Origin of the sequence: Chitinivorax sp. PXF-14 (genome assembly GCF_040812015.1) — a bacterium.
GTDB lineage: Bacteria > Pseudomonadota > Gammaproteobacteria > Burkholderiales > SCOH01 > JBFNXJ01.
This window is the reverse complement of the sequence record NZ_JBFNXJ010000013.1, coordinates 1-12,200: the sequence shown is the minus strand read 5'-3', so window position 1 is coordinate 12,200 and position 12,200 is coordinate 1. Positions and strand designations below refer to the sequence as shown.

10 protein-coding genes are annotated in these 12,200 nt (G+C 65.3%); 3 read left to right on the top strand and 7 right to left on the bottom strand.

Annotated elements, in window-relative coordinates:
• Positions 1-33 precede the first annotated feature (33 nt).
• Genes kdpC through kdpF form a run of 4 tightly spaced genes read right to left on the bottom strand, consistent with a single transcriptional unit; the run spans position 34 to position 4,710 of the window.
• A complete protein-coding gene (gene kdpC / locus ABWL39_RS15185; protein ID WP_367792975.1) occupies positions 34-609 on the bottom strand; it encodes a potassium-transporting ATPase subunit KdpC in 576 nt (191 codons plus the stop codon).
• A gap of 57 nt (positions 610-666) precedes the next feature.
• On the bottom strand, positions 667-2,805 hold the full coding sequence (gene kdpB / locus ABWL39_RS15180; protein ID WP_367792972.1) for a potassium-transporting ATPase subunit KdpB: 2,139 nt from the start codon (positions 2,803-2,805) through the stop codon (positions 667-669).
• A 13-nt stretch (positions 2,806-2,818) separates the two neighbouring features.
• The gene (gene kdpA / locus ABWL39_RS15175) at positions 2,819-4,621 is read right to left on the bottom strand and encodes a potassium-transporting ATPase subunit KdpA (protein ID WP_367792969.1); all 1,803 of its coding nucleotides are present in this window, start codon (positions 4,619-4,621) and stop codon (positions 2,819-2,821) included.
• Entirely contained in the window at positions 4,621-4,710 is a 90-nt protein-coding gene (gene kdpF, locus ABWL39_RS15170; RefSeq protein ID WP_367792966.1) for a K(+)-transporting ATPase subunit F, read from the bottom strand. The genes kdpA and kdpF overlap by 1 nt, the downstream gene beginning before the upstream one ends.
• 363 nt (positions 4,711-5,073) lie before the next feature.
• Between kdpF and ABWL39_RS15165 the strand changes: the two genes are divergently transcribed.
• Together ABWL39_RS15165 and ABWL39_RS15160 are read left to right on the top strand one after the other, a co-directional pair.
• Positions 5,074-5,991, top strand: a complete 918-nt coding sequence (locus ABWL39_RS15165) for an MBL fold metallo-hydrolase (RefSeq protein WP_367792963.1) — start codon at positions 5,074-5,076, stop codon at positions 5,989-5,991.
• A gap of 66 nt (positions 5,992-6,057) precedes the next feature.
• On the top strand, positions 6,058-7,752 hold the full coding sequence (locus tag ABWL39_RS15160; RefSeq protein ID WP_367792961.1) for an AMP-binding protein: 1,695 nt from the start codon (positions 6,058-6,060) through the stop codon (positions 7,750-7,752).
• 122 nt (positions 7,753-7,874) lie between these two features.
• Here the strand turns inward: ABWL39_RS15160 and ABWL39_RS15155 are convergent, their stop codons facing one another.
• From ABWL39_RS15155 to ABWL39_RS15145, 3 genes are all read right to left on the bottom strand, one after another.
• Positions 7,875-8,678: a hypothetical protein gene (locus ABWL39_RS15155; RefSeq protein ID WP_367792959.1), complete on the bottom strand. Its 804-nt coding sequence runs from the start codon at positions 8,676-8,678 to the stop codon at positions 7,875-7,877.
• 174 nt (positions 8,679-8,852) lie between these two features.
• Positions 8,853-9,485, bottom strand: a complete 633-nt coding sequence (locus tag ABWL39_RS15150) for a glutathione S-transferase family protein (protein WP_367792956.1) — start codon at positions 9,483-9,485, stop codon at positions 8,853-8,855.
• 12 nt (positions 9,486-9,497) lie between these two features.
• Positions 9,498-10,082 (bottom strand): DNA-3-methyladenine glycosylase I, encoded by a 585-nt coding sequence (locus tag ABWL39_RS15145; protein ID WP_367792953.1) that lies wholly within the window; start codon positions 10,080-10,082, stop codon positions 9,498-9,500.
• 164 nt (positions 10,083-10,246) lie between these two features.
• Between ABWL39_RS15145 and ABWL39_RS15140 the strand changes: the two genes are divergently transcribed.
• Positions 10,247-12,139 carry a propionate--CoA ligase gene (locus ABWL39_RS15140; RefSeq protein ID WP_367792950.1) on the top strand — a complete coding sequence of 631 codons (1,893 nt, stop codon included), beginning with the start codon at positions 10,247-10,249 and terminating at the stop codon, positions 12,137-12,139.
• The last annotated feature ends 61 nt before the right edge of the window (positions 12,140-12,200 follow it).

Genomic DNA, 12,200 nt, shown 5'->3' with positions numbered 1-12,200 from the left:
CGGCTGCAGGGCGCGTCGGCATTGCCTCGCAGGCTAGCGTTTCAATGCATCGAGGGCCAGGTTCAATTTCAGCACATTGACCCGCGCTTCGCCGAACAGCCCCCACTGCGGCGGCTCGGTATGGCGGCCGATCAGCGCTGCTACCTCGGCCGGCGCCAGCTGGCGTGCCCGGGCAACGCGCGCGGCCTGATACTGCGCCGCCGCCGGGCTGATGTGCGGATCGAGGCCGCTGGCCGAGGCGGTGACCAGGTCGACCGGTATCGGCGCGGTGTTGCCCGGGTCGGCTGCCTTGAGCGCGGCGATACGGGTGTGGACCGCGTCGGCCAGCGCCGGGTTCAGCGGGCCCAGGTTGGTGCCGCCGGAGGCGGCTGCATTGTAGGGCATCGGGATGGTGGCGGAGGGGCGGCCCCAGAAATACCGCGGCTCGGTGAATTGCTGGCCGATCAGTTCAGAGCCGACTGTTCTGCCGTCCTGAACGATCAGACTCCCTGCCACCTGGGCGGGGAACAGCAATTTGCCGATTCCCGTCGTCAGTAGCGGGTAGGCAAGGCCGGTCAGCGCTGTCAGCAGCACAAACAATGTCACCGCGGGGCGTAAGGTTTGTTTCATCACATATCACTCCTGATTCATCGACAGGCCGGGGACACGCCGGCCTGCCACACGTTGTCATGCCAGACCCAAGAGCCCGAGCGCCATATCAATCACCTTGATGCCGGCAAAGGGCACGATGATGCCGCCCAGGCCGTAGATCAGCAGGTTGCGCCGCAGCAGCGTGGCGGCGCCGAGGGCGCGGTAGGTCACCCCCTTCAGCGCCAGCGGGATCAGCGCGACGATGATCAGCGCATTGAAGATCACCGCCGACATGATCGCGCTCGACGGGCTGTTGAGCCCCATCACGTTGAGCGCGTCGAGCTGCGGATAGGTCGTCGCGAACATGGCCGGGATGATGGCGAAGAACTTGGCCACGTCGTTGGCGATGCTGAAGGTTGTCAATGAGCCGCGTGTCATCAGCATCTGCTTGCCGATCTCGACGATCTCGATCAGCTTGGTCGGGTTCGAATCGAGGTCGACCATATTGCCGGCCTCTTTCGCCGCCTGCGTGCCGGTGTTCATCGCCACCGCGACATCGGCCTGCGCCAGCGCCGGGGCATCGTTGGTGCCGTCGCCGGTCATCGCCACCAGCTTGCCCTCGCCCTGATGGCTGCGGATCAGTTTGAGCTTGGCTTCCGGCGTGGCTTCGGCAAGGAAGTCATCCACGCCCGCCTCAGCCGCGATGGCCGCCGCCGTCTGCGGGTTGTCACCGGTGATCATGACGGTCTTGATGCCCATCCGGCGCAGCTCGGCAAAGCGCTCCTTGATACCGCCCTTGACGATGTCCTTCAGCTCGACCACGCCGAGCACGCGCTGATCGTCCGACACCACCAGCGGGGTGCTGCCGCGGCGTGCGACATCGCTGACCGCCTGCTCGACCTCCTTCGGGAAGGGATGGCCCAGCTGCTTGGCATGCGCCCGCATCGCATCGACCGCGCCCTTGCGGATCTGCCGATCGGGCAGGTCGACGCCGCTCATGCGCGTCTGCGCCGTGAACGGGATGAAACTGGCGTGCAGTTCATGCAGCTCGCGGCCGCGCAGATTGAAGCGCTGCTTGGCCAGCACGATGATCGAGCGGCCCTCGGGCGTCTCGTCGGCGAATGAGGCGAGCTGCGCGGCGTCGGCCAGTACCTGCTCGGCCACGCCAGGTGCGGCGATGAAGGCGCTGGCCTGGCGGTTGCCGAGCGTGATCGTGCCGGTCTTGTCGAGCAGCAGCACGTCGACGTCGCCGGCAGCCTCGACCGCGCGTCCCGAGGTGGCAATCACGTTCGCCTGCATCATGCGGCTCATGCCGGCCACGCCGATGGCCGACAGCAGCCCGCCTATCGTAGTCGGGATCAGGCACACCAGCAGCGCCGTCAGCACGGTAATCGTGACCGGGCTGCCGGCACCGGCGGCGCCGACGCTGAAGATCGAGAACGGCAGCAGCGTCACCGTCACCAGCAGGAAGATGATGGTCAGCGCCACGAGCAGGATCGTCAGCGCGATCTCGTTCGGCGTCTTCTGGCGCTTGGCGCCTTCGACCATGGCGATCATGCGGTCGAGAAAGGCCTCGCCCGGGTTGACGGTGACGCGCATCACGATCCAGTCCGACAGCACGCGCGTGCCGCCGGTGACGGCCGAGAAGTCGCCACCCGATTCGCGGATCACCGGCGCCGATTCACCGGTGATCGCCGATTCATCGACCGAAGCCACGCCGTCGATCACCTCGCCGTCGGCGGGAATCACGTCATGCGCCTCGACCAGCACGACATCGCCCTTGCGCAGGCTGTTGCCGTCAGTCAGCTCGACACCGGATTCGCGGGTCTGGCCGCGCAGTTTCTTGGCGATGGCGTTTTGCTTGGCGCCGCGCAGGGCTGCCGCCTGTGCCTTGCTGCGGCCCTCGGCCAGTGCCTCGGCGAAGTTGGCGAACAGCACGGTGAACCACAGCCAGACGGCGGTTGCCAGAATGAAGCCGGCCGGCGCCTCGCCGTGCCCCGCGAGCGCCTGCACGAACAGGCCGGTGGTCAGGATGCTGCCGAGATAGACGACGAACATCACCGGGTTACGGAGCTGGATACGCGGGTCGAGTTTCCTGAACGAATCCATCAGTGCGGGTTTCAGCAGTGTCGGGTCCCACAGGCCCTGGCGGGGCCTGTGGCTGCGCGGCGGGGGCGTGTCGTGTTGCTGGTGGCCCGCGAGGGCTGCCAGATGTCGTTGATCCTTGGGATTCATGTTTTTCCTCCGCTCAGCGCGCGAACAGGGTCACGTGTTCCGCCACCGGCCCGAGTGCCAGTGCGGGTACATAGGTCAGCGCACCGACCAGGATCACCGTGCCGACCAGCAGGCAGATGAACAGCGGCCCGTGCGTGGGCATGGTGCCCGAGGTGATGGCCAGCCGCTTCTTCGCGGCCAGCGAGCCGGCAATGGCCAGCACGGGCACGATCACGCCGAAACGGCCGAACCACATCGCGATGGCAAGCAGGATGTTGTAGAACGGGGTGTTGGCGGACAGCCCGGCAAAGGCGCTGCCATTGTTGTTGGCGGCCGACGAGAAGGCATACAGCACCTCGCTGAAGCCATGCGCGCCGGGGTTCAAGATGCCGGCCTTGCCATCGGCGGCGGCGACGGCGATCGCGGTGCCGATCAAGACCAGCGCCGGGGTGATCAGGATGGCCAGCGAGCTCATCTTGATGTCGAAGGCTTCGATCTTCTTGCCCAGGTATTCCGGCGTGCGACCTATCATCAGCCCGGCCAGGAACACGGCCATGACGGCGTAGATCAGCATGCCGTAGAGGCCCGAGCCGACGCCGCCGAACACCACCTCGCCGAGCTGCATCAGCCATAGTGGCACCAGGCCGCCCAGCGGCGTGAACGAGTCGTGCATCGCATTGACCGCGCCGCACGATGCCGCCGTGGTGATCGTCGCGAACAGGCTGGAAGCGACGATGCCGAAACGCGTTTCCTTGCCTTCCATATTGCCGCCGGCCTGCAGTGCGCTCGCCAGCTGATCGGTGCCGGCCAGCGCGCCCGGGTTGCCGCGCGCCTCGGCCCACACCGCCACGGCGTACATGACGACGAAGATCACCGTCATCGCGCCGAGTATCGCCCAGCCCTGGCGCGCGTCGCCGACCACGCGGCCGAACACGAAGCACAGCGCCGCCGGGATCAGGAAAATCGCAAGCATCTGTACGAAATTCGACAGCGGCGTCGGGTTTTCATAGGGATGCGCCGCATTGGCGTTGAAGAAGCCACCGCCATTGGTGCCGAGCATCTTGATCGCTACCTGCGAGGCCACCGGGCCCATCGCCAGCATCTGCTGCTGCGTGGTGACCGATTCCATCTGCGGCTTGCCGTCGGCGCCGTTGACCGGCTGGCCGGCCGCGTCGAGCCTCGGTTGCTCATAGGTGACGGGCTGCACGGTGTGCACCGTCTTGTAGCCATCGACGTTCTGGATCATGCCCTGGCCCATCAGCACCACGGCGATCACCAGCGAGATCGGCAGCAGGATGTAGAGGGTGGAACGCATCAGGTCGACCCAGGCGTTGCCCAATGTCTGCGTGCTATGGCGCGCAAAACCGCGGATCAGCGCGATGGCCACGGCAATGCCGGTGGCGGCGGAGAGGAAGTTCTGCACCGCCAGCGCTGCCATCTGCGTCAGGTAGCTCATCGTGGTCTCGCCACCGTAGCCCTGCCAGTTGGTGTTGGTGACGAAGCTGATCGCGGTATTGAACGATGAATCGGGCGAGACCGCGCCCATCCCCTGCGGGTTGAGCGGCAGCATGCCCTGCGTGCGTTGCAGCGCGTAGACTGCCACCACGCCGATCAGGTTGAACACGATCAGGGCGACGGCATAGGCCTTCCAGCCCATTTCTGCCTCAGGTTTCACGCCGGCGGCGCGGTACGCCAGGCGCTCGACCGGCCCCGCGATCCGGGTCGCCAGCGACGGCCTGCCTTCGAGCACGCCGGCCATGTAGCGGCCCAAGGGCCAGGCCAGCGCCAGCAGCGCGCTGAGATAAAGCAAGAGTTGTAGCCAGGCCTGCATGGTCATCAGAATTTCTCCGGCTTGAGTAGCGCAAAAATCAGGTAAGCGAGCAGTAGCGCCACGCCGATGCCCGACATCAGGTAGAGAAAGCTCATCGTGGGGTCTCCAGGTTGCCGCAGCCCCTCGCGAACAGCCAGATGGCCGAGCCGAAGGCTGCCGTCAATGCAATGTATAAGATGTCCATTTCATCTCGCTCAGTGTGGGCGCGACGAGGCTCGGCGCATCGCGCCGGCCCCCGCGCCAAGCGCCCGAATCAGGGCATTTACATGCTAGGCGGCGGCGGGTAAAGAACGGGTAAAAGCTTGGCCGCGGCGTATAAAGAATGTGTAAAACCAGCAACTGCCAGTCGTCGTGCCGACGCGCCGGCAGTTGCCGCACGGCGGCAGTAGCGCTATCTTGGTGCAAGACAAAGAGGCGGCATGCCACAAGCAGCACACCTCGCCACACGAGACAACATCTTGCCCACACTCCCCGCATCGCTGCGTTTCATCGAACGCGGCTGGCTCAATGCCAACCATGTGCTGTTCCTGCATCGCGACGGCAATGTCCTGATCGACAGCGCCTACTGCACCCATGCCGATGCCACCGTCAAGCTGTTGCGCGAACCGGGCGCGCTCGGCGATGCGCCGCTGGCACGCGTGCTCAATACCCACTGCCATAGCGACCACATGGGCGGCAACGCCAGGCTGCAGGCCGAGTATGGCTGCGAAGTCTGGGTGCCGGAGGGCGAGCGCGCGCATCTCGAACACTGGGACGGGCAGGCCCTGTGGCTCGATGTCGCGGGCCAGCAGGCCGAGCCGTTCCGCGTCGATGGCCTGATCCGCGCCGGCGACACGCTATTGCTCGGCGGCACCGAGTGGCAGGCCGTCGCGGCCCCCGGCCACCGCATGGAAGCGCTGATGTTCCATTCACCCGAATTCAGGCTGCTGATCTCGGGTGATGCCCTGTGGGAGAACGGGCTCGGCGTGGTCGAGCCGACCGACGAGCGCTTTCTCGACGCCGCCATCGACACGCTGGACGTGATCGGCGAGCTCGACGTGGATTGGGTCATCCCCGGCCATGGCCGCCTGTTTGGCGACGTGCCCGCCGCGCTGGATCGCGCACGAAGCCGGCTGCGCGCGCTGGAGGGCGACCCGGTGAAGCGGGCCAAGGCGATGATGAAGGCGCTGCTGATGTTCAACCTGCTGGAAAAGCAGCGCATGCCGTTGGCCGACATGCCGGCCTATCTCGACGGCCTGGCCTTCTACCGCGACATGAACCGGCTATACCTCGGGCTCGATCACCGCGAGCTGGCCGAGATGCTGGTCGGCGAGCTGCTGCGCGTGCGTGCGCTCGATCGCCAGGGCGACTGGCTCGTGCCGCTGGTCGCGGCCTGAGCGCCTGTTTTCGATTTGTAGCAGGCGGGCGCCAGACCCGCCATCCAACCCGAAGAAGGAAAGCAAATGACGCAAGACAAGCTCAGCCATGTCGTCGGCCGGCGCGATCTGCCGCTGATCGAGGACACCATCGGCCGCTATTTCGACAAGACTGTCGCCCGTTTCGGCGAACGCGAGGCGCTCGTGGTGCGCCACCAGAACGTGCGGCTCAGCTATCGCGAGCTCGGTGACAAGGTCGAGCAACTGGCCGCGAGCTTGTTGCGGCTCGGCCTGCAGCCCGGCGACCGCATCGGCATCTGGTCGCAGAACAACGCGGAATGGGCGATCACCCAGTTCGCCACGGCCAAGGCCGGGCTGGTGCTGGTCAACATCAACCCCTCGTACCGCGTGTTCGAGCTCGAATACGCGCTGAACCTGGTCGAATGCAAGGCGCTGATCCTGTCGCCGCAGTTCAAGAGCAGCGATTACCTGGCGATACTCGCCGAGCTCGCACCGGAGCTGGCTACGGGCACGCCGGGCCAGCTCGGGGCCGCGCGGCTGCCGGCACTGCAATGGGTGATCCGCATGGGCCCGCAGCGCACACCCGGCATGCTGAATTTCGACGAGCTCTTGACCCCCGCCGGCCCCGATGAGCTTGCCCGGCTGGCGGCACTTGCCGACACGCTCGACCGCAACGACGCGATCAACATCCAGTTCACCTCGGGCACCACCGGCTCGCCCAAGGGCGCAACGCTGACGCATCGCAACATCCTCAACAACGGCTATTTCGTCACCGAGGCCATCGCGCTGACCGAGCACGACCGCATGTGCATCCCGGTGCCGCTGTACCACTGCTTCGGCATGGTCATGGCCAATCTCGGCTGCATCACGCACGGTGCGACCATGGTCTACCCATGTGAGGGCTTCGACCCGCTCGCCGTGTTGCAGACGGTGGCCGAGGAGCGCTGCACCGCGCTCTATGGCGTGCCGACGATGTTCATCGCCGAGCTCGATCACCCCGATTTCGCCCGCTTCGACCTGGCCAGCCTGCGTACCGGCATCATGGCCGGCTCGCCGTGTCCAATCGAGGTGATGAAACGCGTGATCGGGCAGATGCACATGAGTCAGGTAACGATTGCCTATGGCATGACAGAAACCTCGCCGGTGAGCTTTCAGAGCGCGCTCGACGATCCGATCGAAAAGCGGGTGTCCACCGTGGGGCGCATCCACCCCAATGTCGAGGTCAAGGTCGTCGGCCCGGACGGCAGCACGCTGCCCTGCGGCGAGCCGGGCGAGTTGCTGACGCGCGGCTACTCGGTGATGCAGAGCTACTGGAATGCGCCGGCCAAGACCTCCGAGGCGATCGACCCGGACGGTTGGATGCACACAGGCGATCTGGGCGTGATCGACGCCGACGGCTACTGCAATATCGTCGGCCGCGCCAAGGACATGGTGATCCGCGGTGGCGAGAACATCTACCCGCGAGAGCTCGAAGAATTTCTCTATCGCCATCCCAAGGTGCGCGACGTGCAGGTGGTCGGTGTGCCCGATGCGAAATACGGCGAGGAACTGTGCGCCTGCATCATCCTCAAGGACGGCACGGCGGCGAGCGAGGAGGAAATACGCGAGTTCTGCCGGGGCCAGATTGCGCACTACAAGGTGCCGCGCTATGTGCGTTTCGTGACCGAGTTCCCGATGACCATCACCGGTAAGATCCAGAAGCACATGCTGCGCAAGCGCTTCGCCGATGAGCTCGGCCTGGCGGAGCAAAAGACGGCCTGAAGCAGCGTTGCCGGGCGTGGTCGCAGCCATACCCGAATGCCAGCTTCAAACCGGCCGCGCCGGCTTGCCTGGCCTGACAAGGGGCCGCCTATTCGGGCGACCCCTTGTCGTTGCTGGCTGGCTCAAGCCTGAACCGACAGGCCCTTCTTGCCGTTTGCGTCGTCCTTGCCGACCTGGGGCAGATCGACGTGGCGCGGCCCGCCGGGCAGGTCGAGTAATTTCAGCGCGAGATCGCCCAGCAGCTTGAGCGGGTTGCCGTTGTCCTGTGTCAGATCGAGCTGGAAGGGCTGGCGCACCGGCTCGGCCGACAGTTGCGACAGCAGGTCGTCCGCCGTCCCGGCAAACTGGCTGCGCAAGCTATCCTGCGTGCTGGTCTGCGGTAAGGCGGCTTGCTGAGTGTTGCCGGCTGTCTGCGGCTGGGCTGCCTGCTGCGCGTTCCCCGCCGCTGGCAAGGAGCGCTGCTGGCTGGCCGCGTAGGCCGCCTCCTGCACCGAGGCGTAGCGGACCTCGATCTCGAATTCGAAGCTCTGGCCGTCGGCTGTCGTCAGCGTGCCGTGGCCGGTGAAGCTGCTGCTGTCCTCAAGGCGGAATGCCGCCGCCACATCGGTGCCCTGGCTGGTCTTGCTCAGTGTTGCCGCCGCGCTGGCGGTGCTCGACGCCGATAGCTCGAACGAGTCGAAGCTGACCTTCATGCCCTTGGCCTGGTCGCCAAACAGTTGCTGGGCAAAGCTGCCGAGAAACTGCTGCGCCATGTCGAGCGTCGCCACGCCGAGGTGATTTACCCGTTGGCCGAGCGGGCTGTTCTGCGGTGTCGCCTGCGCCTGGTTGCTACTGGCGCGGGCCAGCCTGCTGGTGTCGGTGGGTTGCGCGAGCGGGTAGGAAGCAAGCCCAGACGCGCCAGTGGATGAGATGGGCAGCGTGTTCATGGCAGTCATTCCGGAGGGGATGACATGTCATCGGCAATCGACGGCAATACTTGAGCCCAGCTCTAAAAATTTTTCTGCCGATTCATCGTCTTGTTCATCGTCTTGTCGTACCTCTCGCTATCTAGTGCCGGCCAGCCTTCCGGCTCCGGCTGGTCTTTAGTTGCCGCTCGGACTTCAGCTGTCGGAGAAATTGCGCTGCCACACCGGCGCCAATGCCGCGATCGCGTCGCCACGCGCGGCGATGGCCGCGATCTTCGGGCAATTGCCGGCAAACCAGTCCCGTCCCGGCCGCCACTGGCTCATCACGGTCAGATACAGGTCGAGTGCGGAGAAGCTGTCGCCGAGGCACCATGAGCCGTCGCCGAGCTGATGTTCGAGTTGCACCCACAGCCGTTTGCGGTGTTCGTCCGTGCTTTGCTTCAGGGCGCGCCCCGTGGCCTCGCTGCCGACCCATCTGGCCGGGTCGTCGCCATAGGTGAAGGTGGGGTAGATCGCGCAAACCAGGAACTGCAGCCAATGCAGGAAACGGGCACGCGCCGGGTGCCCGGCAGGCGGCACCAAGCCCGCCTCAGGTGAAACATCGCCAAGATGGAGGAGCATCGCCGCGCTCTCGCTGATCCACTGCCCATCGGGCAATTGCAGCACCGGCACCTGGCCCAGCGGATTCACGCTCAATAGCCGCTCGCGGCTCGGGCCTTCGTTCCAGTACTCGGTATCTTCGATGGTGAAGGGCAGGCCGCTCAGCACCAGCGCCGCCTCGACGATGGCGGAGCCGCAGCCGATGCCGCAAATCAGGTGGTAGCTCATTTCATCTCCCTGTTATCGGCAGCTCAATGCTCGGACCTGCTCATGGCGGAAACAGCCGACAGGGTGGTCGTTGACCATGCCGGTGGCCTGCATGAAAGCGTAGCAGATGGTGCTGCCGACGAACTTGAAGCCGCGTTTCTGCAGCTCACGGCTCATCGTGTCGGATTGCGCCGTCTTCGCCGGCACCTCGCTGCGGTCCGCCCAGCGGTTCTGGATCGGGCTGCCGCCGACGAAGCGCCACAGGTAGGCATCGAGGCTGCCGAATTCGTCCTGCACGCGCAGGCTGGCCTGGGCGTTGATCACCGCCGCGGCCACCTTCTGGCGATTGCGCACGATGCCGGCATCCTGCAGCAGGGCTGCCTGTCTCGCGTCGTCGTAGGCCGCGACCGTGGCGATGTCGAAGTGGTCGAACAGGCGCCGGTAGTTGTCGCGCTTGTTGAGTATGGTCGACCACGACAGGCCGGCCTGCGCGCCCTCGAGTATCAGGTATTCGAACAGCGTCTGGTCGTCGTGCACCGGCACGCCCCATTCCTGATCGTGGTAGGCCTGATAGGCGGCGCTGCCATTGCACCAATCACAACGTTTGATGATGTCCATCAGAATATTTTCCGCAAAAGCCGAAAAAACCGGCGTATAAAAACGGGGCCGCTGGAGCTTTTTCCGAGTAACCGGCCACGAGGCCGGCAAAGACATATAACAACAGTCTAAGCCCTGTTACCGCTTTATCTGGAACACGGGCCCACTTGCGAGGATGGAGCTTCATGAATTACCAAGAATTCCACCAATGGTCGATTTCCGACCCCGACAGTTTCTGGGCGCAACAAGCCGAGCTGGTCGACTGGCATGTGCCGTTCAATCACACGCTCGACTACCAGCACCCGCCGTTCACCCGCTGGTTTGTCGGCGGGCGCACCAACCTGTGCCACAACGCGGTCGACCGCCACCTGGCGGAGCGCGCGCAGCAAAACGCGCTCGTCTATATTTCGACCGAAACCAATACTGAAATAAATTACAGTTTTGCAGAGCTGCACGCCGAGGTCAATGCCTGCGCGGCGGTGCTCAAGTCGCAAGGCGTCGGCAAGGGTGATCGCGTGGTCATCTACATGCCGATGGTGCCGGAGGCGATCTTCGCCATGCTTGCCTGCGCGCGCATCGGCGCGGTGCACTCGGTGGTGTTCGGCGGGTTTGCCGCCCACAGCCTGGCGAGCCGTATCGACGATGCCCGGCCGAAGCTGATGTTCACCGCCGATGCCGGCATGCGCGGCGGCAGGGTGATCGCCTACAAGCCGCTGGTGGACGAGGCGCTGCGGCTGGCCGAACATCCGCCGGCCAAGGTGGTGATCGTGAATCGCGGGCTCGACCAGGGCATGCAGCGCGTCGATGGACGCGATGTTGATTACGCCACGCTGCGCGCCGAACACGAGGGCGCGCGCGTGAGCGTGGAATGGCTCGAATCCAGCGATCCGAGCTATATCCTCTACACCTCGGGCACCACCGGCAAGCCCAAGGGCGTGCAGCGCGACACGGGCGGCTATGCCGTGGCGCTGGCGGCCTCGATGAAATATATCTATTGCGGCAAGCCCGGCGACACGATGTTCACCACCTCCGATATCGGCTGGGTGGTCGGCCACTCGTATATCGTCTACGGCCCGCTGATCGCCGGCATGACCACGGTGGTTTACGAAGGGCTGCCGATCAATCCCGACGCGGCGATCTGGTGGAAGATCGTCGAGCAGCACAAGGTCAACGTGATGTTTTCGAGCCCGACGGCGATCCGCGTGCTCAAGAAGCAAGACCCAGCCTGCCTGAGCCGCCACGACGTAACGAGCCTGCGCGCGCTGTACCTGGCCGGCGAGCCGCTCGACGAGCCGACCTCGCGCTGGATCAGCGATGCACTCAAGGTGCCGGTGATCGACAACTACTGGCAGACCGAAACCGGCTGGCCGATCCTCTCTGCCCAGCCCGGCATCGAGAAATCCGACAAGAAATTCGGCTCCCCCGGCTTCCCGGTCTACGGCTTCAACGTGCGGCTGCTGCACGAGGGTACGGGCAAGCCCGTCGGCACCGACGAGAAGGGCGTGCTGGTACTGGTGCCGCCGCTACCGCCGGGCTGCCTGCAGACGATCTGGGGCAACGACGAACGCTTCGTCAACACCTATTTCAGCAACTTCAACGATCTCGTCTATTCGAGCTTCGACTGGGCGCGGTGCGATGCTGACGGCTATTACTTCATCCTCGGCCGCGCCGACGACGTGATCAACGTCGCCGGCCACCGGCTCGGCACGCGCGAGATCGAAGAAGCGATCTCCTGCCACGCGGCGGTGGCCGAGGTGGCGGTGGTCGGCGTGGCCGACGAGCTGAAGGGGCAGGCAGTGGTGGCCTTCGCCGTGGTGCGCGACCCGGCACGGGTGGCGGATGCCGAGGGCAGGGTGGCGCTCGAGAAGGAGATCATGTCCACCGTGGATGCCCAGTTGGGCGCAATCGCGCGGCCGGTACGGGTGCATTTCGTCGCGCTGCTGCCCAAGACCCGCTCGGGCAAGCTGCTGCGGCGCTCGATCCAGGCGCTGGCGGAAGGGCGTGACCCGGGCGACCTGACCACGCTGGACGACCCATCCGCGCTCGAACAGATCCGCGGGGCCGTGGTCGCCGGCTGACAATCGCTGCAACACCTTGCTGGGCGGGGGTTCCCTCCCGCCCTCGCAGCCACCCCCCCCC

Excerpts from the sequence above, each read along its gene's own strand:
- kdpC (WP_367792975.1), bottom strand. The coding sequence starts at position 609 with ATGAAACAAACCTTACGCCCCGCGGTGACATTGTTTGTGCTGCTGACA.
- kdpB (WP_367792972.1), bottom strand. The coding sequence starts at position 2,805 with ATGAATCCCAAGGATCAACGACATCTGGCAGCCCTCGCGGGCCACCAG.
- kdpA (WP_367792969.1), bottom strand. The coding sequence starts at position 4,621 with ATGACCATGCAGGCCTGGCTACAACTCTTGCTTTATCTCAGCGCGCTG.
- kdpF (WP_367792966.1), bottom strand. The coding sequence starts at position 4,710 with ATGAGCTTTCTCTACCTGATGTCGGGCATCGGCGTGGCGCTACTGCTC.
- ABWL39_RS15160 (WP_367792961.1), top strand. The coding sequence starts at position 6,058 with ATGACGCAAGACAAGCTCAGCCATGTCGTCGGCCGGCGCGATCTGCCG.
- ABWL39_RS15155 (WP_367792959.1), bottom strand. The coding sequence starts at position 8,678 with ATGAACACGCTGCCCATCTCATCCACTGGCGCGTCTGGGCTTGCTTCC.
- ABWL39_RS15150 (WP_367792956.1), bottom strand. The coding sequence starts at position 9,485 with ATGAGCTACCACCTGATTTGCGGCATCGGCTGCGGCTCCGCCATCGTC.
- ABWL39_RS15145 (WP_367792953.1), bottom strand. The coding sequence starts at position 10,082 with ATGGACATCATCAAACGTTGTGATTGGTGCAATGGCAGCGCCGCCTAT.
- ABWL39_RS15140 (WP_367792950.1), top strand. The coding sequence starts at position 10,247 with ATGAATTACCAAGAATTCCACCAATGGTCGATTTCCGACCCCGACAGT.